The organism is Pseudomonas sp. R76 (assembly GCF_009834565.1).
Classification (GTDB): domain Bacteria; phylum Pseudomonadota; class Gammaproteobacteria; order Pseudomonadales; family Pseudomonadaceae; genus Aquipseudomonas.
Genome location: NZ_CP019428.1, coordinates 1,707,380 through 1,730,750 on the forward strand (window position 1 = coordinate 1,707,380; position 23,371 = coordinate 1,730,750).

The 23,371-nt window shown below is 59.9% G+C and carries 22 protein-coding genes; 21 read left to right on the plus strand and 1 reads right to left on the minus strand.

Going from position 1 to position 23,371, the window contains the following annotated elements:
* The first annotated feature begins 10 nt into the window (after positions 1-10).
* The 14 genes from PspR76_RS07725 (at position 11) to ispD (ending at position 16,227) form a co-directional block, all read left to right on the plus strand.
* On the plus strand, positions 11-514 hold the full coding sequence (locus PspR76_RS07725; protein ID WP_003172279.1) for an OmpH family outer membrane protein: 504 nt from the start codon (positions 11-13) through the stop codon (positions 512-514).
* Positions 515-517: 3 nt separating this feature from the next.
* Positions 518-1,573, plus strand: a complete 1,056-nt coding sequence (gene lpxD / locus PspR76_RS07730) for a UDP-3-O-(3-hydroxymyristoyl)glucosamine N-acyltransferase (RefSeq protein WP_159954661.1) — start codon at positions 518-520, stop codon at positions 1,571-1,573.
* Between the two features lie 111 nt (positions 1,574-1,684).
* Positions 1,685-2,125, plus strand: a complete 441-nt coding sequence (gene fabZ / locus PspR76_RS07735) for a 3-hydroxyacyl-ACP dehydratase FabZ (RefSeq protein WP_003172281.1) — start codon at positions 1,685-1,687, stop codon at positions 2,123-2,125.
* Positions 2,122-2,898 (plus strand): acyl-ACP--UDP-N-acetylglucosamine O-acyltransferase, encoded by a 777-nt coding sequence (gene lpxA, locus PspR76_RS07740; protein ID WP_159954662.1) that lies wholly within the window; start codon positions 2,122-2,124, stop codon positions 2,896-2,898. Before fabZ ends, lpxA begins: the two co-directional genes overlap by 4 nt.
* Positions 2,899-2,900: 2 nt before the next feature.
* The gene (gene lpxB / locus PspR76_RS07745; RefSeq protein ID WP_159954663.1) at positions 2,901-4,040 is read left to right on the plus strand and encodes a lipid-A-disaccharide synthase; all 1,140 of its coding nucleotides are present in this window, start codon (positions 2,901-2,903) and stop codon (positions 4,038-4,040) included.
* A gap of 2 nt (positions 4,041-4,042) precedes the next feature.
* Positions 4,043-4,669 carry a ribonuclease HII gene (rnhB, locus tag PspR76_RS07750; protein ID WP_162530304.1) on the plus strand — a complete coding sequence of 209 codons (627 nt, stop codon included), beginning with the start codon at positions 4,043-4,045 and terminating at the stop codon, positions 4,667-4,669.
* A gap of 77 nt (positions 4,670-4,746) precedes the next feature.
* Positions 4,747-8,268, plus strand: a complete 3,522-nt coding sequence (gene dnaE / locus PspR76_RS07755) for a DNA polymerase III subunit alpha (RefSeq protein ID WP_159954665.1) — start codon at positions 4,747-4,749, stop codon at positions 8,266-8,268.
* Between the two features lie 129 nt (positions 8,269-8,397).
* On the plus strand, positions 8,398-9,345 hold the full coding sequence (locus tag PspR76_RS07760; RefSeq protein WP_159954666.1) for an acetyl-CoA carboxylase carboxyltransferase subunit alpha: 948 nt from the start codon (positions 8,398-8,400) through the stop codon (positions 9,343-9,345).
* Positions 9,346-9,537: 192 nt separating this feature from the next.
* Positions 9,538-10,857, plus strand: a complete 1,320-nt coding sequence (tilS, locus tag PspR76_RS07765) for a tRNA lysidine(34) synthetase TilS (protein ID WP_159954667.1) — start codon at positions 9,538-9,540, stop codon at positions 10,855-10,857.
* A gap of 273 nt (positions 10,858-11,130) precedes the next feature.
* Positions 11,131-12,762: a CTP synthase gene (locus PspR76_RS07770; protein WP_106577157.1), complete on the plus strand. Its 1,632-nt coding sequence runs from the start codon at positions 11,131-11,133 to the stop codon at positions 12,760-12,762.
* A gap of 5 nt (positions 12,763-12,767) precedes the next feature.
* Positions 12,768-13,613, plus strand: a complete 846-nt coding sequence (gene kdsA / locus PspR76_RS07775; RefSeq protein ID WP_010212442.1) for a 3-deoxy-8-phosphooctulonate synthase — start codon at positions 12,768-12,770, stop codon at positions 13,611-13,613.
* A 157-nt stretch (positions 13,614-13,770) separates the two neighbouring features.
* Complete coding sequence (gene eno / locus PspR76_RS07780; protein WP_159954668.1) at positions 13,771-15,060, plus strand: phosphopyruvate hydratase; 1,290 nt, start codon at positions 13,771-13,773, stop codon at positions 15,058-15,060.
* 184 nt (positions 15,061-15,244) lie between these two features.
* Positions 15,245-15,523 (plus strand): cell division protein FtsB, encoded by a 279-nt coding sequence (gene ftsB, locus PspR76_RS07785; protein ID WP_058412406.1) that lies wholly within the window; start codon positions 15,245-15,247, stop codon positions 15,521-15,523.
* Positions 15,520-16,227 carry a 2-C-methyl-D-erythritol 4-phosphate cytidylyltransferase gene (gene ispD, locus PspR76_RS07790; RefSeq protein ID WP_159954669.1) on the plus strand — a complete coding sequence of 236 codons (708 nt, stop codon included), beginning with the start codon at positions 15,520-15,522 and terminating at the stop codon, positions 16,225-16,227. The genes ftsB and ispD overlap by 4 nt, the downstream gene beginning before the upstream one ends.
* Before the next feature lie 111 nt (positions 16,228-16,338).
* Here the strand turns inward: ispD and PspR76_RS07795 are convergent, their stop codons facing one another.
* Positions 16,339-17,235 (minus strand): LysR substrate-binding domain-containing protein, encoded by an 897-nt coding sequence (locus PspR76_RS07795; protein WP_159954670.1) that lies wholly within the window; start codon positions 17,233-17,235, stop codon positions 16,339-16,341.
* A 109-nt stretch (positions 17,236-17,344) separates the two neighbouring features.
* Between PspR76_RS07795 and PspR76_RS07800 the strand changes: the two genes are divergently transcribed.
* From PspR76_RS07800 to PspR76_RS07830, 7 genes are all read left to right on the plus strand, one after another.
* A complete protein-coding gene (locus tag PspR76_RS07800; protein WP_159954671.1) occupies positions 17,345-18,457 on the plus strand; it encodes an S-(hydroxymethyl)glutathione dehydrogenase/class III alcohol dehydrogenase in 1,113 nt (370 codons plus the stop codon).
* Between the two features lie 8 nt (positions 18,458-18,465).
* The gene (gene fghA, locus PspR76_RS07805) at positions 18,466-19,311 is read left to right on the plus strand and encodes an S-formylglutathione hydrolase (protein WP_159954672.1); all 846 of its coding nucleotides are present in this window, start codon (positions 18,466-18,468) and stop codon (positions 19,309-19,311) included.
* Between the two features lie 54 nt (positions 19,312-19,365).
* The gene (gene ispF, locus PspR76_RS07810; protein ID WP_012722614.1) at positions 19,366-19,839 is read left to right on the plus strand and encodes a 2-C-methyl-D-erythritol 2,4-cyclodiphosphate synthase; all 474 of its coding nucleotides are present in this window, start codon (positions 19,366-19,368) and stop codon (positions 19,837-19,839) included.
* The gene (gene truD, locus PspR76_RS07815) at positions 19,836-20,894 is read left to right on the plus strand and encodes a tRNA pseudouridine(13) synthase TruD (protein ID WP_159954673.1); all 1,059 of its coding nucleotides are present in this window, start codon (positions 19,836-19,838) and stop codon (positions 20,892-20,894) included. The genes ispF and truD overlap by 4 nt, the downstream gene beginning before the upstream one ends.
* Positions 20,882-21,631 carry a 5'/3'-nucleotidase SurE gene (gene surE / locus PspR76_RS07820; protein ID WP_159954674.1) on the plus strand — a complete coding sequence of 250 codons (750 nt, stop codon included), beginning with the start codon at positions 20,882-20,884 and terminating at the stop codon, positions 21,629-21,631. The genes truD and surE overlap by 13 nt, the downstream gene beginning before the upstream one ends.
* A 41-nt stretch (positions 21,632-21,672) precedes the next feature.
* Positions 21,673-22,308 carry a protein-L-isoaspartate(D-aspartate) O-methyltransferase gene (locus PspR76_RS07825; RefSeq protein WP_169850588.1) on the plus strand — a complete coding sequence of 212 codons (636 nt, stop codon included), beginning with the start codon at positions 21,673-21,675 and terminating at the stop codon, positions 22,306-22,308.
* A gap of 209 nt (positions 22,309-22,517) precedes the next feature.
* The gene (locus PspR76_RS07830; RefSeq protein WP_159954675.1) at positions 22,518-23,360 is read left to right on the plus strand and encodes a peptidoglycan DD-metalloendopeptidase family protein; all 843 of its coding nucleotides are present in this window, start codon (positions 22,518-22,520) and stop codon (positions 23,358-23,360) included.
* Positions 23,361-23,371 lie beyond the last annotated feature (11 nt).

Consider the following 23,371-nt stretch of genomic DNA (forward strand, 5'->3'; position numbering starts at 1 on the left):
GGAGTACATCGTGCGTAAGTTGACTCAATTGGTTCTGCTGGCCACTGTGCTGGTAACCACCCCGGCCTTCGCCGAAATGAAAATCGCCGTTCTGAACTATCAGATGGCTCTGCTGGAATCCGACGCGGCCAAGAAATACGCCGTGGACGCCGAGAAGAAATTCGGTCCGCAACTGACCAAGCTCAAGACGCTGGAAAGCAGTGCCAAGGGTATCCAGGACCGCCTGGTAGCTGGCGGCGACAAAATGCAGCAAGGCGAGCGTGAGCGTCTGGAGCTTGAATTCAAGCAAAAGGCTCGTGACTATCAGTTCCAGTCCAAGGAGCTGAACGAAGCCAAAGCCGTTGCTGACCGTGAAATGCTCAAGCAGCTCAAGCCGAAACTCGACAGCGCTGTGGAAGAAGTCATCAAGAAAGGTGCCTTTGACCTGGTGTTCGAGCGTGGCGCCGTGATTGACGTCAAGCCTCAATACGACATCACCCGTCAGGTGATCGAGCGCATGAACCAGCTGAAGTAAGCCATGACCGCGACTATCAAACTCGGCGAGTTGGCCGAGTTCCTGGGAGCCACCTTGCGTGGCTCCCCGGAGAAAGAAATCACTGGGCTAGCCACCTTGCAGGAGGCTGGCCCAGCTCAGTTGAGCTTCCTCGCAAATCCCCAATACCGTAAATACCTGGTCGACAGCCAAGCCGCAGCCGTGTTGCTGAAGGCCGCCGATGCCGAAGGGTTTACCGGGGATGCGCTGGTGGTGGCTGATCCTTACCTGGCGTATGCCCGGGTCTCGCATTTATTCGATCCAAAGCCCAAGGCCGCTGCCGGTATTCATCCGTCGGCGGTTATTGCCGATGATGCTCAGGTTGACCCTGCGGCCAGCATTGGTGCGTTCGCCGTGATCGAGAGTGGCGCGCGCATTGGCGCCGGCGTCACCGTGGGTGCCCATTGCTTTATCGGTGCGCGCTGTGAAATCGGTGCCGACGGCTGGCTGGCACCCCGCGTCACCCTGTACCACGACGTGCGTATCGGTGAACGTGTGGTGATTCAGTCGGGCGCTGTGATCGGCGGCGAAGGTTTTGGCTTTGCCAACGCCAAAGGCGTCTGGCACAAGATTGCCCAGGTCGGCGGCGTATTGATCGGCGATGACGTGGAAATCGGTGTCAACACCGCTGTGGATCGCGGGGCGTTGGCCGATACCGTGATCGGTAACGGTGTGAAGCTCGACAACCAGATTCAGATTGCCCACAACGTGCAGATTGGCGATCACACCGCCATGGCCGCCTGCGTAGGGATTTCCGGCAGCACCAAGATCGGCAAGCATTGCATGCTCGCCGGTGGCGTTGGGCTGGTGGGGCATATCGAGATTTGCGACAACGTCTTCATTACCGGCATGACCATGGTCACCCACTCGATTACCGAGCCTGGGTCCTACTCTTCCGGTACGGCCATGCAGCCTGCGGCTGAATGGCGTAAAAGTGCGGCACGTTTGCGCAAGATCGATGAAATGGCCCGACGTCTCAAACAGGTCGAAAAGCGTGTCGAGGACGTGACCCCTGGCGGTAATGCTTCATCAGAAGGCTGATACCATTTCCATATCAAGTGTGCACAGCCGCTAGACTGCCTCCTTGATTTGCTAGCGGGGCGTGCGTTTAGTCCGCCCGCCCCCAATCTTTATTACAGGCTTCCCCCCGAAATGATGGACATCAACGAGATTCGCGAATACCTGCCTCACCGTTACCCGTTCCTGCTGGTGGACCGTGTAGTGGACCTCAACGTCGAGGAAAAGCGCATTCGTGCCTACAAGAATGTCAGCATCAACGAACCGTTCTTCAATGGTCACTTCCCTGCGCATCCAATCATGCCGGGCGTGTTGATCATCGAAGCGATGGCCCAGGCTGCCGGTATCCTTGGTTTCAAAATGCTCGACCTCAAGCCTGCCGATGGCACGCTTTACTATTTCGTGGGCTCCGACAAGCTGCGTTTCCGTAACCCGGTCACCCCGGGCGACCAGTTGATCCTGGAAGCCAAGTTCATCAGCTGCAAGCGCCAGATCTGGAAGTTCGAATGCCAGGCCTCGGTGGACGGCAAGCCGGTGTGCTCCGCTGAGATCATCTGCGCGGAACGCAAACTATGAGTTTGATTGACCCTCGCGCAATCATCGATCCGTCGGCCGTTCTGGCCGCCGACGTTGAGGTCGGCCCTTGGTCGATCATCGGCGCAGGTGTTGAAATCGGCGAGGGGACTGTCATCGGGCCGCACGTGATCCTTAAAGGTCCGACCCGCATTGGCAAGCACAATCGTATCTACCAGTTTTCCTCGGTAGGCGAAGACACCCCGGACATGAAGTACAAGGGTGAAGAAACGCGCTTGGTCATCGGTGACCACAACATCATCCGTGAAGGCGTGACCATTCACCGCGGCACCGTGCAGGATCGTGCCGAGACCACCCTGGGCGATCACAACCTGATCATGGCTTATGCGCACATCGGCCATGACAGTGTGATCGGCAACCATTGCATCCTGGTCAACAACACCGCGTTGGCGGGCCACGTGCATGTTGACGACTGGGCGATCCTGTCCGGCTTCACCCTCGTGCACCAGTATTGCCATATTGGCGCCCATAGCTTTTCCGGCATGGGCACAGCCATTGGTAAAGACGTTCCAGCATTCGTCACGGTATTCGGCAACCCAGCCGAAGCGCGTAGCATGAATTTCGAAGGCATGCGCCGTCGCGGCTTCAGCGAAGATGCGATTCACGCCCTGCGCCGTGCCTATAAGGTGGTTTATCGCCAGGGACTCACGGTTGATCAGGCCCTGACCGAACTGACCGAGCCGGCGGCGCTGTTCCCGGAAGTCGCAGTGTTCCGTGACTCGATCCAGGCATCGACTCGCGGCATCACTCGCTGATCATGGCTAATCTGCGTATCGCGCTGGTCGCCGGGGAAGCCTCCGGCGACATTCTTGGCGCCGGCCTGATGCGGGCGCTCAAGGCCCAACATTCTGCGGTGGAATTTATCGGTGTCGGTGGCCCGCTCATGCAGGCTGAAGGCCTCACTTCCTACTTCCCAATGGAACGCCTGTCAGTCATGGGCCTGGTCGAAGTGCTGGGCCGTTTGCGTGAGCTGCTGGCGCGCCGCAAGCTGCTGATTCAGACGCTGATCGAAGAAAAGCCCGACGTCTTTATCGGCATCGACGCACCGGATTTCACCCTCAATATCGAACTCAAGTTACGTCAGGCCGGGATCAAGACCGTGCACTACGTCAGCCCTTCTGTTTGGGCGTGGCGGCAGAAGCGCGTGCTGAAGATCCGTGAAGGTTGCGACTTGATGCTGACTTTGCTGCCCTTCGAAGCCCGGTTCTATGAAGAGAAGGGCGTACCGGTGCGGTTTGTCGGGCACACCCTGGCCGATACCATCCCGCTGCAGGCTGACCGCGCCGCCGCGCGTACCGAACTGGGCCTGCCCGACGGGCCGCTGGTCGCGCTGATGCCGGGCAGTCGTGGTGGCGAAGTCGGTCGTCTGGGGGCGCTGTTTTTTGATGCCGCCGAGCGCTTGCAAGCACTGAAACCGGGTGTCCGTTTTGTTTTGCCCTGCGCGAGCCCGCAGCGTCGCGCGCAAATCGAAACACTACTGGAAGGTCGCAACCTGCCATTGACCCTGCTCGACGGCCAGTCACACCTGGCCCTCGCGGCGTGTGACGCGGTGTTGATCGCCTCAGGCACCGCCACCCTGGAAGCCTTGCTGTACAAGCGCCCAATGGTCGTGGCTTATCGCTTGGCGCCGCTGACCTTCTGGATTCTCAAGCGCATGGTCAAAAGCCCTTACATCTCCTTGCCCAACCTGCTGGCTCAGCGTCTGCTGGTGCCGGAGTTGTTGCAGGACGATGCAACGCCCGAGGCGCTCGCGCAAACTCTACTACCCTTGATCGACGGTGGCGAAGAGCAGACCCGTGGTTTCGACGACATTCACCGCACCCTGCGCCGTGATGCCTCGAACCAGGCGGCGGATGCGGTGCTGACCTTGATCGGCCACAAACAGGAAGCCTTATGAGCGTGCAAATGGGCCTGGATTTCAGCCTCGTTGCCCAAGCCCACGAACTGGTGGCGGGTGTTGACGAAGTCGGGCGCGGCCCGTTGTGTGGCGCAGTCGTGACGGCAGCGGTGATTCTCGACCCGAATCGCCCGATCCTCGGTCTCAACGATTCGAAGAAACTCACCGAAGCCCGTCGTGAAAAGCTCTATGACGAGATCTGTGAAAAAGCCCTGAGCTGGCACATCGCTCGGGCCGAAGTTGAAGAAATCGATAAGTTGAACATCCTCCACGCGACCATGCTGGCCATGCAGCGCGCGGTGGAAGGCCTGCACATCACGCCCAAAATGGCGATGATCGACGGCAACCGTTGCCCGAAACTGGCGATGCCGTCAGAAGCGGTGGTCAAAGGCGATAGCAAGGTTCCGGCTATCGCTGCTGCCTCGATCCTGGCCAAGGTCAGCCGTGACCGTGAAATGGCCGCGTTTGAATTGATCTACCCCGGCTACGGCATTGGCGGTCACAAAGGTTATCCGACGCCCGTTCATCTGGAAGCCCTGGCTCGCCTTGGCCCCACGCCGATCCACCGCCGCTCGTTTGCCCCGGTGCGCCAGGCTTACGAGGCGCGTGAGAGCCTCAGCGAGGTTTAGTCGCGAGGCTGATGTTTTGCTCAAGGCCCGGTACAATCCCGGGCCTTGTTGTTTCTAAGTTTCTAGACAGGATCACTATGCCGGCTTCATTCGTTCACCTGCGCCTGCACACTGAATATTCCCTGGTCGACGGCCTGGTACGGATCAAACCGCTGGTCAAAACCCTGGTGGGCATGAACATGCCTGCGGTAGCGGTGACCGATCAGAACAACATGTGTTCCCTGGTCAAGTTCTACAAAAACGCCATGGGCGCCGGCATCAAGCCGATTTGCGGCGTCGACCTGTGGCTGTCCAACAAAGACCCGGATAACCCCCTGAGCCGCATCAGCCTGTTGGCGATGAACGGCGTCGGTTACCGCAACCTCACCGAACTGATTTCCCGTGGCTTTATCGACGGCCAGCGCAACGGCTCGATCATCATCGAGCGCGAGTGGGTGGCCGAGGCGAGCGAAGGCGTGATCATGCTCTCGGCGGCCAAAGAGGGCGAGATCGGTATCGCGCTGCTCGGCGGTAACCCGCAGGAAGCCGAGGTGTTGGCCCGCGAGTGGATGGACGTTTTCCCTGACCGCTTCTATCTGGAAGTGCAGCGCACCAACCGTCCCAACGACGAAGAGCATCTGCACGCCGCTGTGGCCCTGGCCGACAAGCTGGGCGCGCCGCTGGTGGCGACCAACGATGTGCGTTTTATCAAGAAGGAAGATTTCGAGGCTCACGAAACCCGCGTGTGCATCGGCGAAGGCCGGGCGCTGGATGACCCGCGCCGTTCGAAGAACTACAGCGAAGAGCAGTACCTCAAAAGCGCCGATGAAATGGCCGAGCTGTTCAGCGACCTGCCCGAGGCCCTGGAAAACTCCGTCGAGATCGCCAAGCGCTGCAATATCGAAGTGAAGCTGGGCAAGCACTTCCTGCCCAACTTCCCGATCCCCGATGGCATGACCATCGACGAGTATTTCCGCAAAGTGTCGTTCGATGGCCTGGAAGAGCGCCTCAGCGTGCTGCTGCCCAAGGACACCACCGAAGACTACGACGCCAAGCGCCAGGTCTATGTCGACCGGCTGAATTTCGAGCTGGATATCATTATCCAGATGGGCTTCCCCGGTTACTTCCTGATCGTAATGGACTTTATCCAGTGGGCCAAAAGCAACGGTGTACCGGTGGGGCCTGGCCGGGGGTCGGGTGCTGGCTCGCTGGTGGCCTATGTGCAGAAAATTACCGACCTCGACCCACTGGAATATGACCTGCTGTTCGAACGGTTCCTGAACCCGGAACGGGTGTCCATGCCCGACTTCGACGTCGACTTCTGCATGGATGGCCGTGACCGCGTGATCGAGTACGTGGCCGAAAAATACGGCCGCAACGCGGTCAGCCAGATCATCACCTTCGGTTCCATGGCGGCCAAGGCTGTAATCCGCGACGTGGCCCGGGTGCAGGGCAAGTCCTACGGCTTGGCGGACCGTCTGTCGAAGATGATCCCGTTTGAAGTCGGCATGACCTTGGAAAAGGCCTACGAACAGGAAGAAATCCTGCGCGACTTCATCAAGGTTGATGAAGAAGCCGCCGAAATCTGGGACATGGCGCGCAAGCTTGAAGGCGTGGTGCGTAACGTCGGTAAACACGCCGGTGGTGTGGTTATTGCGCCGACCAAACTCACCGACTTCTCGCCGATCTATTGCGATGAAGAAGGTGACGGCCTGGTTACCCAGTTCGACAAGGACGACGTGGAGGCGGCCGGCCTGGTGAAGTTCGACTTCCTCGGCCTGCGGACCCTGACGATCATCGACTGGGCGCTGAAGACGATTAACCGCGAGCGCGCCAAGGTCAACGAAGAACCGCTGGATATCGCCTTTATCCCGCTGGACGACAAGCCGACGTACACCTTGCTGCAAAAAGCCGAAACCACGGCGGTGTTCCAGCTTGAGTCGCGCGGCATGAAGGAGCTGATCAAAAAGCTCAAGCCCGACTGCCTGGAAGACTTGATCGCACTGGTGGCGCTGTTCCGTCCAGGCCCGCTGCAATCGGGCATGGTGGACGACTTCATCAACCGTAAGCACGGCCGCGCTGAACTGGCGTACCCGCACTCCGACTACCAGTACGAAGGCCTCAAGCCGGTATTGGCGCCGACTTACGGCATCATCCTGTATCAAGAGCAGGTGATGCAGATTGCCCAGGTCATGGCCGGTTACACCCTTGGCGGTGCGGACATGCTGCGTCGCGCCATGGGTAAGAAAAAGCCCGAGGAGATGGCCAAGCAGCGCGGCGGTTTCATTGAAGGTTGCGCCACCAACAATATCGACGCTGACCTGGCCGGTAACATTTTCGACCTGGTGGAAAAATTCGCCGGTTATGGTTTCAACAAATCCCACTCCGCCGCCTACGGCCTGGTGTCGTACCAGACCGCCTGGCTGAAAGCTCACTACCCGGCGCCGTTCATGGCCGCGGTACTCTCGGCGGATATGCACAACACCGACAAGGTCGTGACCTTGATCGAGGAAGTGCGCACCATGAAGCTGCGCCTCGATGCGCCGGACGTGAACGCCTCGGAGTTCAAGTTCACGGTGAACGACGAAGGCCGCATCATCTATGGCCTGGGCGCCATCAAAGGCGTGGGCGAAGGCCCGGTGGAGGCCATCACCGAAGCGCGTCAGGACGGGCCGTTCAAAGACCTGTTCGACTTCTGCGCACGGGTTGACCTCAAGCGCATCAACAAACGTACCCTTGATGGTTTGATCCGCAGCGGCGCACTCGACCGTCTCGGCCCGTATTTCCATGATGAGCCGAAGGCTTACCAGGCAAATATCGACCGCAACCGTGCAGTGCTGCTGACCGCCATGGAAGAGGCGATCAAAGCGGCCGAACAGACCGCGCGCACCCATGACAGCGGCCATGCCGACCTGTTTGGCGGGCTGTTCGTCGAAGAAGACGCCGATGTGTACGCCAACCATCGCAAGGCCAAGGAGCTGACCCTCAAGGAACGCCTCAAAGGTGAGAAAGACACCTTGGGCCTGTACCTCACCGGTCACCCGATTGACGAATACGAAGGTGAAATCCGCCGTTTCGCCCGTCAGCGCATCATCGACCTGAAACCGGCGCGTGATACCCAGACCGTCGCCGGTATGATCATCGCCCTGCGGGTGATGAAAAATAAAAAGGGCGACAAGATGGGCTTTATCACCCTCGACGACCGCTCCGGCCGCATTGAAGCGTCGCTGTTTGCCGACGCCTTCCATTCCGCGCAGTCGTTGCTGCAGACGGATGCGATGGTGGTGGTGGAAGGAGAGGTCAGCAACGATGACTTCTCCGGGGGCCTGCGCCTGCGCATCAAGCGGGTGATGAGCATGGAAGATGCACGCACCAACCTTGCCGAGAGCCTGCGCTTGAAGGTCAAGACCGAAGCCCTCAAAGGCGATCAGCTACGCTGGTTGGGTGACTTGCTCAAGCGCCACCGAGGCGCGTGCCCGGTGACCATGGAGTACACCGGCAATGACGCCAAGGCGATGTTGCAGTTCGGCGAGACGTGGCGAATTGATCCCGCTGATGGCTTGATTCAAGCATTGCGTGACCAGTTCGGGCGAGACAACGTCTTCCTCCAATACCGTTGACGGTCAGATATGTCTGATCTCGACTGAACATTTAATCTCGACCTAAACGCGCCTCTCCCTTAAGGTAGGGCGCGAATAGACAACCGGCTGGCCAGGCACTCCTTGGCCGTCGACCCAAGACGGACGCTTATGAACCCGAATTTTCTTGATTTCGAACAGCCGATCGCTGACCTGCAAGCCAAGATTGAAGAATTGCGCCTGGTCGGCAATGACAATTCGCTGAATATCGGCGATGAGATCGCTCGCCTGCAAGACAAGAGCAGCACTCTCACCGAGGACATCTTCGGCAAGCTGACCAGCTGGCAGATCGCGCGCCTGGCTCGCCACCCGCGCCGTCCGTACACCCTGGACTACATTCAGCACATCTTTACCGAGTTCGACGAGCTGCACGGCGACCGCCACTTCTCCGACGACGCGGCCATCGTGGGCGGTATCGCTCGCCTGGACGACCAGCCGGTAATGGTCATCGGTCACCAGAAAGGCCGTGAAGTGCGCGAGAAAGTGCGCCGTAACTTCGGTATGCCGCGCCCTGAAGGCTACCGCAAGGCGTGCCGCCTGATGGAAATGGCCGAGCGCTTCAAGATGCCGATCCTGACCTTCATCGACACCCCGGGTGCCTACCCAGGTATCGACGCCGAAGAGCGCAACCAGAGCGAAGCAATCGCCTGGAACCTGCGCGTGATGGCCCGCCTGAAAACCCCGATCATCGCCACCGTGATTGGTGAAGGTGGCTCCGGCGGTGCACTGGCCATCGGCGTCTGCGACCAGCTCAACATGCTGCAATATTCGACCTACGCGGTGATCTCGCCGGAAGGTTGCGCTTCGATCCTGTGGAAAACCGCCGAAAAAGCGCCGGATGCTGCCGAAGCCATGGGCATCACCGCTGATCGCCTGAAAGGCCTGGGTATCGTAGATAAAGTGATCGCCGAGCCGTTGGGCGGCGCCCATCGCGACCCGGTTGCCGCTGCTGCGACTATCCGTGCTGAGCTGGGTTCGCAACTGGCGATGCTCAAGAAGTTCGATAACGAGGCGCTGCTGGCCCGTCGTTACGAGCGCTTGATGAGCTACGGCCTCTAAAGTCGACGCAGTCTCAAATGTGGGAGCTGGCTTGTGTGGGAGCTGGCTTGCCTGCGATAGCATCAACTCGGTGTAACAGATAACCCGAGTTGCCTGCATCGCGGGCAAGCCCGGCTCCCACACAAGCCCGCTCCCACATTTGCTTTGTGTATGCTGGGTTATCGCATTCCAGATTGATGGCGGTACTTTGTTATGAAGCCGGCTCTATCCGCCAAGCTCCTGCAAACTCTGGCTCCCTGGCTCAATGCGCCAGCCTGGCATATCGCGTTCTCGGGCGGGCTTGATTCCACGGTCCTGCTGCATCTCCTGGCCAGTCTGGCCAAAACCAACATTCTGCCGCCGCTCAGCGCTGTCCATATTCATCATGGCCTGCAATCTGCCGCTGACGCCTGGCCCAATCATTGCCAAACAGTATGTGACAGCCTGGGCGTGCCCCTGCGGGTGATGCGCGTGCAAGTCCAACTCGGCGCAAGCCTTGAGCGTGCGGCGCGTGAGGCGCGTTATCAGGCGTTTACCGAGGTCACCGGGGCAGGGGAGGTGTTGCTCACCGGGCAGCATCGCGACGATCAGGCTGAAACCTTGTTGTTTCGCCTGCTGCGTGGGGCTGGCGTGCGTGGGTTGGCGGCCATGCCCGTGCATCGCCCTTTGGCGGATGGCCACTTGGTGCGGCCGCTGCTGGAAGCCTCGCGCGCTGAATTGGAAGCCTACGCCCGTGAGCATCAGTTGGCCTGGATCGAAGATCCCTCCAATGCTGATCCACGCTTCTCGAGAAATTATCTGCGTCACCGTGTTTTCCCTGCGCTGACGCAGCGTTGGCCCCAAGCGGTCGCCAGCCTGGCCCGTACTGCTGAGCACCTGAGCGAAGCCCAGGGCCTGCTCGACGAATTGGCGAAGATGGACCTGCGCGCCGCCGACCAACCTTCGCCGTTTCTCTGGCTGGCCTTGCCGTCGCTGGCCCTTGCGCCATTACGCGAACTTTCCGACGCCCGTCAACGCAATGCCCTGCGTCACTGGCTGACACCGCTGACCCGCTTACCCGACAGCGACCACTGGGCGGGCTGGTATTCCCTGCGTGATGCCAAGGGTGACGCACAACCGTTGTGGCGCCTGGCCGACGGCCAACTGCATCGTTGCGGTGAGCGCCTTTGGTGGCTGCCTACCACTTGGTCGGAATTTTCCGACGCTATGGTGAGCTGGCCCGATCCGCAAAAACCACTAGAGTTACCCGGCAATGGCCAGCTCAAGTTTATTGGCGGTGCCCCCGAAGGCCTGTTGTCGGTCCGTTACCGCCAGGGCGGCGAAATCATCGAAGTGCCAGGTCGAGGCCGTCGGGACCTGAAGCGTCTGCTTAACGAACGTGCGGTGCCCGGCTTCATCCGTGGCAGATTGCCGCTCCTCTATCAGGGCGAGCAATTGCTGGCAGTCCCAACCCTTGCGGGGCTATGGGCCAGCGCGTCTGGCGACTGGCAATTACATTGGATGCCACAGATCTGCGATCAAGGTTTGAGCTGATAGAGCCTTTCCGGTAGACTACGCTCCCTTCTTGATACAACTTCTGTGGATTCGACTGAATCGCAGCAGTTGCCGATTACCAAGCAGTCTTTGCTGGGCGATTCCAAAAAATGTGTAGCGATCAACGTACCGGTGTTTCATTGCTGGTCTGTCACAACGCGGCGGTTTTTTTGAAAGGTGCACTGTGATTAATGCAGGTGATCGGGGGCTTCGGCCTTCCTTCGCTTTCCCCGGCGGCTCGGACCGCTTTAACGCAGACTTCTAGGGTTTTTCATGACGCGCTACATATTCGTCACGGGCGGTGTTGTTTCTTCATTGGGGAAAGGCATTGCCTCCGCTTCATTGGCGGCCATCCTGGAGGCGCGGGGACTTAAGGTCACCATGCTCAAGCTGGACCCGTACATCAACGTTGACCCGGGCACCATGAGCCCGTTCCAGCACGGTGAAGTGTTCGTCACACACGACGGCGCCGAGACCGACCTGGACCTGGGCCACTACGAGCGGTTCATCCGCACGACCATGACCCAGAACAACAACTTCACCACCGGCCGTGTCTACGAGCACGTGCTGCGCAAGGAGCGCCGTGGTGACTACCTGGGTGCAACCATCCAGGTGATCCCGCACATCACCGACGAAATCAAGCGCCGCATCATCAAGGGTGCGGGCGATGCCGACGTGGCGATGGTCGAGATCGGTGGCACCGTGGGTGACATCGAATCCCAACCGTTCCTCGAAGCCATCCGCCAGCTGCGTTTCGAAGTCGGCGCCAAGCGCGCGATGCTGATGCACCTGACACTGGTGCCGTACATCGCCACCGCCGGCGAAACCAAAACCAAGCCTACCCAGCACTCGGTCAAGGAACTGCGTTCCATCGGCCTGCAGCCGGACGTGCTGGTGTGCCGCTCCGATCACCCGATCGACATTTCCTCGCGTCGCAAGATCGCGCAGTTCACCAACGTTGAAGAACGTGCGGTGATTGCCCTGGAAGACGCCGACACCATCTACAAGATCCCGGGCATTCTGCACTCCCAAGGCCTGGATGATTTTGTGGTCGAGCGTTTCGGCCTGCAGTGCAACGGCGCGGACTTGTCCGAGTGGGAAGCGGTGGTTGACGCCAAGCTCAACCCAGAGCACGAAGTCACCATCGCCATGGTCGGCAAGTACATGGAACTGCTGGATGCGTACAAGTCGCTGATCGAAGCGATGAGCCACGCCGGTATCAGCAACCGTACCAAGGTCAACCTGCGCTACATCGATTCCGAAGACATCGAGAACCAGGGCACTGCGCTGCTCGAAGGTGTTGACGCGATCCTCGTGCCGGGTGGTTTCGGCCTGCGTGGCGTGGAAGGCAAGATCACTGCCGTTCAGTACGCTCGCGAAAACAAAGTGCCGTACCTGGGGATCTGCCTGGGCATGCAAGTGGCCGTTATCGAGTTCGCCCGTAACGTGCTGGGCTGGAAAGACGCCAACTCCACCGAGTTCGATCACACCAGCGGCCACCCGGTCGTGGGCCTGATCACCGAGTGGGAAGATGCCACCGGCGCCGTTGAAACCCGTACCGAAAGCTCCGACCTGGGCGGCACCATGCGCCTTGGCGCGCAAGACTGCCTGCTGGAGCCGGGCTCGCTGGTTCACGATTGCTACGGCAAGGACGTGATCGTCGAGCGTCACCGTCACCGCTACGAAGTGAACAACAACCTGCTGCCGCAGATCAAAGAAGCCGGCCTGAAAATTTCCGGTCGCTCCGGTGATGGCAAGCTGGTTGAAGTGGTCGAGGCGCCGGATCATCCGTGGTTCGTAGCCTGCCAGTTCCACCCTGAGTTCACCTCGACGCCGCGCGACGGTCACCCGTTGTTCAGCGGTTTCGTTAAAGCTGCACTGACGCAACATCAGAAGAAGGCGTAAACCTGATGGCCCAGAAGATCATTCGCGTAGGCGACATCGAGATTGCCAACGACAAGCCCATGGTGCTGTTCGGCGGCATGAACGTGCTGGAAAGCCGCGACATGGCGATGCAGGTCTGTGAAGAGTACGTCAAGGTTACCGAGAAGCTCGGTATCCCTTACGTGTTCAAGGCCAGCTTCGACAAGGCCAACCGTTCGTCCGTGACTTCCTATCGCGGCCCGGGCCTTGAAGAAGGCATGCGGATCTTCCAGGACATCAAGCAAGCCTTCGGCGTGCCGATCATCACCGACGTCCACGAGCCTGAGCAGGCTGCTGTGGTCGCCGAGGTGTGCGACATCATCCAGTTGCCGGCCTTCCTGTCGCGCCAGACCGATCTGGTCGTCGCGATGGCCAAGACCGGCGCTGTGATCAATATCAAGAAAGCCCAGTTCCTCGCGCCCCAGGAAATGAAACACATCCTGAACAAATGCGTGGAAGCGGGTAACGACCAGTTGATCCTCTGCGAGCGCGGTTCGAGCTTCGGCTACAACAACCTCGTGGTGGACATGCTCGGTTTCGGCATCATGAAACAGTTCGAATACCCGGTGTTCTTCGACGTGACCCACGCGCTGCAAATGCCCGGTGGTCGCGCCGATTCCGCCGGTGGGCGGCGTGCGCAGGTGCTGGACCTGGCCAAGGCCGGCATCAGCCAGTCCCTGGCTGGCCTGTTCCTGGAAGCTCACCCAGACCCGGACAATGCCAAATGCGACGGCCCATGCGCCCTGCGCCTGGACAAGCTGGAGCCGTTCCTGGCGCAGCTCAAGCAGTTGGACGAACTGGTCAAGAGTTTTCCGACGGTAGAGACCGCGTAAGCGCCATTTCTCCGGTAGACTTTCCCTCGCTTTACGCTCAGGCCTGCGGGCCTGAGCCTTGTCGTCTGCAAGCCTGCCTCGTTGTTCCACCCTTGCGGTCGGTCAAAAGATTTCCTTCAGCTGCGTCGTTTTCGTCAACTTTGGAGTGTTTACAACAATGGCAAAAATCGTCGACATCAAAGGTCGTGAAGTTCTCGACTCCCGTGGCAACCCCACCGTCGAAGCCGACGTGCTTCTCGATAACGGCATCATCGGCAGCGCCTGCGCGCCGTCCGGTGCTTCTACCGGTTCGCGCGAAGCGCTGGAACTGCGTGATGGCGACAAGAGCCGTTACCTGGGCAAAGGTGTATTGAAAGCGGTCGCCAAAATCAATGGCCCGATCCGTGACCTGTTGCTGGGCAAGGACCCGCTGGACCAGAAAGCCCTGGACCACGCGATGATCAAGCTCGACGGCACCGAGAACAAAGGCAGCCTGGGCGCCAACGCCATCCTCGCCGTGTCCCTGGCTGCTGCCAAGGCCGCCGCCCAGGACCAGGACCTGCCGCTGTACGCACACATCGCCAACCTGAACGGCACGCCGGGTGTTTACTCGATGCCGGTGCCGATGATGAACATCATCAACGGTGGCGAGCACGCTGATAACAACGTCGACATCCAGGAATTCATGGTTCAGCCGGTTGGCGCCAAGACCTTCTCCGAAGGCCTGCGCATGGGCACCGAGATTTTCCATCACCTCAAAGCTGTGCTGAAGGCCCGTGGCCTGAGCACTGCCGTGGGTGACGAAGGTGGTTTCGCACCGAACCTGGCGTCCAACGAAGATGCACTCAAAGTGATCTCCGAAGCCGTGGCCAACGCTGGCTACAAGCTGGGCACCGACGTGACCCTGGCCCTGGACTGCGCCGCGAGCGAGTTCTACGAAGACGGCAAGTACAACCTGTCCGGTGAAGGCCACGTGTTCACCTCCGAAGGTTTTGCCGACTACCTCAAAGGCCTGACCGAGCGCTACCCGATCATCTCGATCGAAGACGGCCTGGACGAGTCTGACTGGGCCGGCTGGAAAGTCCTCACCGACAAGATCGGCGAGAAAATCCAACTGGTGGGCGACGACCTGTTCGTGACCAACACCAAGATCCTGAAAGAAGGCATCGACAAAAAGATCGCCAACTCGATCCTGATCAAGTTCAACCAGATCGGCACCCTGACCGAAACCCTGGAAGCCATCCAGATGGCCAAGGCTGCGGGCTACACCGCCGTGATCTCGCACCGCTCCGGCGAAACCGAAGACTCGACCATTGCCGACCTGGCCGTGGGCACGTCGGCGGGCCAGATCAAGACCGGTTCCCTGTGCCGTTCCGACCGCGTTTCCAAGTACAACCAATTGCTGCGTATCGAAGAGCAACTGGCGGGTAAAGCCAAGTACAACGGTCGCAGCGAGTTTCGCGGCTGATCGCTCCTTGATGGTAAAGCGTGGTAAAAAGTCAGCGGATTACGTCGGAAAAACCACGACAGCGTGAATTTCGCCGCTAATCTGATGGCTATCAAGCACAAGCCTGGTTCATCCAGGCTTCGTGCTATCAGTTGCTTCAAAAGTTTTGCATGGCTGTCTTTTTTTACTGGATACCCGGATTTCGATGCGCAGTCCCAATTGGTTGTTCCTCGTCTTGCTCTTATTGCTGGCTGGCCTGCAGTACCGCCTATGGGTCGGTAATGGCAGCTTTGCGCAGGTGAAAGAACTGACCCAGCAAATTGCCGATCAGCACGCCGAAAACGAAATCCTGCTGGAGCGCAACCGCGTGCTTGATGCCGAAGTGCTTGAGCTGAAAAAAGGCACCGAGACCGTTGAAGAACGGGCGCGTCATGAGTTGGGCATGGTCAAGGAGGGTGAAACCCTCTACCAGTTGGCCCAATGAGTAACAGTTTACCGGCCTTCTGGGCCGTGATTCCTGCCGCGGGCGTTGGTGCCCGTATGGCCGCGGACCGTCCCAAGCAATATCTGCAACTGGGCGGGCGCACTATTCTCGAACACAGCCTTGGCTGTTTCCTCGATCATCCTGGTCTCAAGGGGCTGGTGATCAGTCTTGCGGTAGATGACCCCTATTGGCCAAGCCTGTCGAGTGCCAACGACTCTCGCATTGTGCGCGCGGACGGCGGCGACGAGCGCTCGGGTTCAGTACTCAATGCGTTGCTGCAACTCAATGCACTCGGCGCCAGCGATGACGACTGGGTGCTGGTGCACGATGCCGCGCGCCCTAACCTGAGCCGTGATGACCTCGACAAGCTGTTGGCGGAACTCGCGGATGATCCGGTCGGCGGCTTGCTCGCCGTACCCGCGCGCGACACCCTCAAGCGTGTCGACAAGCGCGGCCGCGTGGTCGAAACCGTCGACCGCAGCCTGATCTGGCAAGCCTACACGCCGCAGATGTTCCGCCTCGGCGCCTTGCACCGTGCCTTGGCCGACAGCCTGGTCGCAGACGCAGTGATCACCGACGAAGCCTCGGCCATGGAATGGTCTGGCCAGGCACCACGCCTGATCGAAGGGCGCGCGGACAACATCAAGGTCACGCGTCCCGAAGACCTGGAGTGGCTCAGGTTGCGGTGGGCAAACCGCAGATAGTCAGTGACACCGTGTCGACTTCATCGCAGGCAAGCCAGCTCCCACAGTTGAAATGCAATTCCCTGTGGGAGTCGGGCTTGCCCGCGATGAGGCCCGAACAGTCGCCCCAAATTACGCGCTGTACTCCGGCCGCTCAGCCAACCCCTCCTTCAAAAAATCCACCAGCTTCCTGACTTTCGGCGACAAATGCCGTTGCTGTGGGTACAGCGCCCACACCGCTGTGTTCGGCGGTTGATGGGCTTCGAGCAACGGCACCAGGGCGCCACTGTGCAGATGCTCCAGCACGTAATAGTCCGGCAGCTGGCACAACCCGACGCCTTGCAATGCAGCGTCCAGCACCGCTTGCCCACTGTTGCAGCGCCAGTTGCCCTGCACGCGTTGTGAGAATTCGCGCCCGTCCTGGGCGAGTTGCCAGATATCCGAGCTGCCGATCAGGCAGTTATGCCGACTCAATTCCGACAAACTATGTGGCCGACCATACCGGGCCAGGTAGGAAGGTGACGCACACAAATACATGCGCCGTGGCGCCAAGCGACTGGCAACCATGCGCGAGTCTTGCAGGCGGCCGAGGCGGATCGCCAGGTCGAGGCCTTCATGCACCAGGTCCAGCTGGCGATTGGTCAGCTCGATATCGACGCGCAGTTGCGGGCAGAGCCCCATGAACCGCGTGACCAGCGGCACAATAAAGCGCTCGCCGTACGCCACCGCGCAGGTCATGCGCAACATGCCCTTGGGTTCACTGGTGAGGTCGCCCACGGCGCGCAAGGCTTCTTCGCGACCATCCTGTAAACGCTGGCAGTGCTGCAGGAAGGTCTGGCCGGCCTCGGTCAAGGTCACTTTGCGGGTGCTGCGATACAGCAATCGCGTTTGCAACCGCTCCTCCAAGCGTGCGACCTGGCGGCTGATGTGCGACGACGACACGCCCAGGCGTTCGGCAGCCGCCGTAAATTGGCTGCATTCGGCCACCGCGACAAACTCATCAATGCCTTCCCAGCGGTTCTCCAGCATCTCGATTATCCCTGTACGGCAATAAAGTTTTGCTTTGGGCCGGATTATTAATCACTGAGCCATGTTTTACACTCACCGCCTCAGTTTTTAATTCCATGGAGAAACCCGGATGATCAAGTCCCGCGCCGCCGTAGCCTTCGAAGCGAAAAAGCCCCTTGAGATCGTGGAAGTGGATGTCGCCATGCCCAAGGCCGGCGAAGTGCTGTTGCGCGTGGTCGCGTCCGGCGTGTGCCATACCGACGCCTACACCTTGTCGGGCGCCGACCCGGAAGGCATCTTCCCGTCGATCCTTGGCCATGAAGGCGGTGCAGTCGTTGAGGCGATTGGCGAGGGCGTTACGTCGGTGGCCGTCGGCGACCACGTGATCCCGCTGTACACCCCGGAATGCGGCAAGTGCAAATTCTGCCTGTCGGGCAAGACCAACCTGTGCCAGGCCATCCGTTCCACCCAGGGCAAAGGCTTGATGCCCGACGGCACCACGCGTTTCTCCTACAAAGGCCAGCCGATTTTCCACTACATGGGCACCTCGACCTTCTCCGAATACACCGTGCTGCCGGAAATTTCGGTGGCCAAGATTCCTAAAGAAGCGCCGCTGGAAAAAGTCTGCCTGCTGGGCTGTGGTGTCACCACTGGCATTGGCGCGGTGATCAACACTGCCAAGGTCAAGCCGGGCGACACCGTGGCCATCTTTGGCCTCGGCGGCATTGGCCTGTCGGCCGTCATCGGTGCGGTCAAAGCCAAGGCCGGGCGCATCATTGCCATCGACATCAACCCGGCCAAGTTCGAAATCGCCAAGCAACTGGGCGCCACTGACTGCATCAACCCGAAAGACTACGACCGCCCAATCCAGGACGTGATCGTCGACTTGACCGACGGCGGCGTGGACTTCTCGTTCGAGTGCATCGGCAATGTGCACCTGATGCGCGCCGCACTCGAGTGCTGCCACAAGGGTTGGGGCGAGTCGGTGATCATCGGTGTTGCCGGTGCCGGCCAGGAAATCGCTACTCGCCCCTTCCAGCTGGTCACCGGGCGTGTCTGGCGTGGTTCGGCGTTCGGTGGCGTGCGTGGCCGCACCGAATTGCCAAGCTACGTGGAAATGGCCCAGACCGGCGAGATCCCGCTGGACACGTTCATCACCCACACCATGGGCCTGGAAGACATCAACAAAGCGTTTGACCTGATGCATGAAGGCAAGAGCATTCGTACCGTCATCCACTTCTGAGGTCGGCCATGAGTCTGGAAAACCTGTCCTGCCAGAAGAGCTTCGGCGGCTGGCATAAACGCTACAAGCATCATTCCGATGTGCTCGATTGCGACATGACCTTCGCCGTCTACTTGCCGCCGCAAGCGGAGCAGGGCGGCAAGCTGCCGGTGGTGTACTGGCTGTCCGGGCTGACCTGCACCGATGAAAACTTCATGCAGAAGGCCGGCGCGCAGCGCGTGGCCGCCGAGCTGGGGCTGATTATCGTCGCGCCGGACACCAGCCCGCGTGGCCCGGGTGTGCCGGGCGACCCGGACAACGCGTGGGATTTCGGCCTGGGTGCCGGCTTCTACTTGAACGCCACGCAGGAACCCTGGGCCAAGCACTATCGGATGCACGACTACGTGGTGCAGGAATTGCCTGCGTTGGTTGAAGCGCATTTCCCGGCATCGGATAAACGCGGCATCAGCGGTCACTCCATGGGCGGCCACGGTGCATTGGTGTGTGCCTTGCGCAACCCGGGGCGTTACCAGTCGGTGTCAGCCTTTTCGCCGATCAACAACCCGATGGATTGCCCGTGGGGCCAGAAAGCCTTTTCCCGCTACTTGGGCGAAGAGCGCTCGAAGTGGCGCGAATGGGATGCCTGCGTGCTGATCAGCGAAGCCTCGCAAAAGCTGCCATTGCTGGTGGATCAAGGCGACCGCGACGATTTTCTCGCCGTGCAGCTCAAGCCCGAAGCCCTGCAGCAAGCAGCCAAGGCCGCCAACCATCCGCTGGAACTGCGCCTGCAACCTGGCTACGACCACAGCTACTTCTTTATCGCCAGCTTCATCGAAGATCATTTGCGACATCATGGTCGTGCTTTGCTCGGTTAATGTGAGGCAAAAGTAGGTAGAATCACGCCCTGAATTAAATCGGGGCGTTTTTTTATGCGTATTGGCCACGGCTATGATGTGCACCGTTTCGCCGAAGGCGATTTCATCACCTTGGGCGGCGTGCGCATTGCACACCACCATGGGTTGCTGGCTCATTCCGACGGCGACGTTGTGTTGCATGCCTTGAGCGATGCGTTGCTCGGCGCGGCGGCGTTGGGCGATATCGGCAAACACTTTCCGGACACCGACCCTACGTTCAAGGGCGCGGACAGCCGTGTGTTGCTGCGCCATGTGGTTGGCCTGATCCACGCCAAAGGCTGGAAGGTCGGCAACGTCGACAACACCATCGTGGCCCAGGCGCCGAAAATGGCTCCGCACATTGAATCGATGCGCGCACTGATTGCCGCAGATCTGCAAATTGAACTGGATCAAGTCAACGTGAAAGCCACCACCACCGAAAAGCTCGGGTTTACCGGCCGGGAAGAGGGCATCGCGGTGCACTCCGTTGCCTTGTTGCTGCGCGCATGAATGACCTGCAACTGTTGGGCCCACGGGCCTATGGCGAGGCCTTGGGCAGCGCGGTCCTGAAAGCGACGGCTGAAGATTTCCAGGTCGACGAAGTGCTGGATATCCCGCTGACCGGCGACGGCGAGCACCTGTGGTTATGGGTAGAGAAGCGTGGCCTGAATACCGAAGAAGCCGCGCGGCGTATCGCCAAGGCCGCCGGCGTGCCGTTGCGCACCGTCAGTTATGCCGGGCTCAAGGACCGCCAGGCGTTGACCCGCCAGTGGTTCAGCATACAACTGCCGGGCAAGGCCGACCCGGACATGAGCGGTGCGGAAAACGACACCCTCAAGATCCTCAAAATGGCCCGTCACAAGCGTAAGCTGCAGCGCGGCGCGCACTCAGCCAACGGTTTTACCTTGCGCCTGACCCAATTGGCCGGCGACACCGCTGCCATCGACGCGCGGTTGCAACTGATTGCCCAGCATGGCATCCCCAATTACTTCGGCGCGCAGCGTTTCGGCCATAACGGTGGCAACGTGGTGGACGCGCGTGAATGGGCAGCGCGCAAGGCCTTGCCGGAGCAGCGCAATGTGCGTTCGCGACTGCTGTCCACCGCGCGTAGCTTTTTGTTCAACAAAGTCTTGGCGGCGCGTGTGGCAGACGGTTCCTGGCAGCGCGCCCAGGTCGGCGACCTGTTGGCGTTCACCGACAGCCGCAGTTTCTTCCCCGCGGGGGAGGCTGAATGCAGCGACCCGCGCCTGGCCATACTGGACCTGCACCCCACCGGGCCGCAGTGGGGCGAGGGCGATTCGCCCGCCACCGGTGCAACCCACGCGCTGGAGCAAGCCGTCGCCGCCAGCGAAGCCGACCTGCGCGATTGGCTGGTGAATGCCGGCATGAGCCAGGAACGGCGCATTCTGCGACTGCCCATTGGCGGGTTGACGTGGCATTATCCCTCGCTGGACATTCTGCAATTGGAATTCGTCCTGCCGGCCGGATGCTTCGCCACTGTGTTGGTGCGCGAGCTTGTTGATCTGGTGCCGGTGGGGCAGACGGACAACCCATGCGTATTCTGATATCAAACGATGACGGTGCCACCGCACCTGGCCTTGCCGCGCTTTATGCTGCGCTGGAAGATTATGCCGAGTGCGTGGTGGTTGCCCCAGACCAGGACAAGAGCGGCGCCAGCAGTTCGCTGACGCTCGACCGTCCGTTGCACCCGCAGGTTCTGGCCAATGGCTTTATCAGCGTGAACGGCACCCCCACCGATTGCGTGCACCTGGCGATCAACAGCTTGTTGGACCAGGAGCCGGACCTGGTGGTGTCGGGCATCAACCTGGGCGCCAACCTGGGCGATGACGTGTTGTATTCCGGCACCGTGGCGGCGGCCCTTGAAGGCCGTTTTCTGGGGCGTACCTCGTTTGCTTTTTCGTTTGCCTCGCGGCAACTGGATAACCTGGCGACGGCGGCGTATTTCGCGCGCAAGCTGGTAGAGGCCCATGGTTCCCTGGACTTGCCGCCGCGTACCGTGCTCAACGTGAACATTCCCAACTTGCCGCTGGACCATATTCGCGGCATCCAGCTGACGCGCCTGGGCCATCGTGCCCGTGCGGCGGCGCCATTAAAGGTGGTCGACCCGCGTGGCAAGGAAGGTTATTGGATTGCGGCGGCGGGCGACGCCGAAGATGGCGGCCCTGGCACTGACTTTCATGCGGTGATGCAAGGTTATGTTTCGATTACCCCGTTGCAGCTTGATCGCACCTTCAGTGATGCCTTCAGTAGTCTCGATGGCTGGCTCGAGGGGCTGCGTTGATGGCGCGTGAACAAGACGACCTGCTGCGCCGTGGCATCGGGATGACCTCCCAGCGTACCCGCGAGCGTTTGATTCAGCGTCTGTATGAAGAAGGCCTGTCCAACGCTCAGGTGCTGGAAGTCATCCGGCGCACACCACGCCACCTGTTCGTCGATGAAGCGCTGGCGCACCGCGCCTATGAAGACACCGCATTGCCCATCGGCCATAACCAGACCATCTCGCAGCCTTATATGGTCGCGCGCATGAGTGAGCTGCTGCTGGCGGCGGGGCCTTTGGACAAGGTGCTGGAGATCGGCACCGGGTCGGGTTATCAGACCGCCGTGCTGTCGCAACTGGTGGAGCGGGTGTTCTCGGTGGAGCGCATCAAGGTCCTGCAAGATCGTGCCAAAGAGCGCCTGGTGGAGTTGAACCTGCGCAACGTGGTGTTCCGTTGGGGCGATGGCTGGGAAGGCTGGCCAGCGCTGGCGCCGTATAACGGGATCATCGTCACGGCCGTTGCGACCGACGTACCACAAGCGTTGCTCGATCAACTGGCGCCTGGCGGGCGGCTGGTTATCCCGGTGGGCTCCGGCGAAGTGCAACAATTGATGCTCATTATCCGTGAGGACGAAGGCTTTTCGCGGCATGTGCTGGGCGCCGTACGCTTCGTGCCCTTGCTTAATGGCCCGCTGGCCTGATCATTTGTTCGCACACAGTGAATTCTGTGGGTGGGGATGTGTCTTACAGCGGGGCTTATTGAGTCAACATGAATAGACGCCGGCCTTAAACATGATGAATTTTTCGTTTCAGTCGTGTGCCGGTAAAAGTCCAATGCCCAGTTATACTTGCGTCATATTTCAGGCCTGATACAGGCGTTCATGTTCAGCCACCACAAAGGGAGCGGCGGGTGAGTCTCACAGGTCTTGCGCAGCGTATGAGTAAAACAAGCTTTCAGCGACTGGTGCTTGGCCTTGTCTTGAGTTCCTTATTGGCGGGTTGCTCCAGCTCTCCCTCCAGTGGCGCGCGGGTTGTCGACCGAAGTAAGGCCAGCGCCGTGCCGCAAAAACCGACGGTCACCACCGGGCAATATGTAGTGCGAAAGGGGGACACGATGTTCTCGATCGCTTTCCGCTACGGCTGGGATTACAAGGCGCTGGCAGCGCGTAACAATATTCCTGTGCCGTACACGATACATCCGGGGCAAACCATTCGTTTCGATGGGCGCACCGGTTCTGCGCCTACGGCAGTTGTGACAAATTCCGGATCTTCGCCTTCCTCCTCGAGCAGAACCACGATCATCACTCGGCCTGCAGGCAGCGCCACGCCTACGGTTGCGAGCAAGCCGGCACCCGCGCCGCTGCCGCCTGCAGGGCCTGCGCCGACCGGTTGGGGATGGCCTTCAAACGGAGTATTAATTGGAAAATTCTCTTCAAACGGTAGTTTGAATAAAGGCATTGATATCGCCGGGGATTTGGGACAGCCTGTTTTAGCTGCGTCTGATGGGACAGTGGTGTACGCCGGGAGTGGTTTACGGGGCTACGGCGAGCTGGTCATCATCAAACACAGCGATACCTACGTCAGTGCCTACGGTCATAACCGCAGGTTGTTGGTTCGGGAGGGGCAGCAGGTCAAAGTCGGACAGACAATTGCCGAAATGGGGTCAACGGGTACGGACCGGGTGAAACTGCACTTTGAGATTCGCCGTCAAGGGAAGCCTGTAGATCCGCTGCAATTCCTACCCCGTCGTTGATGTGTTGCACA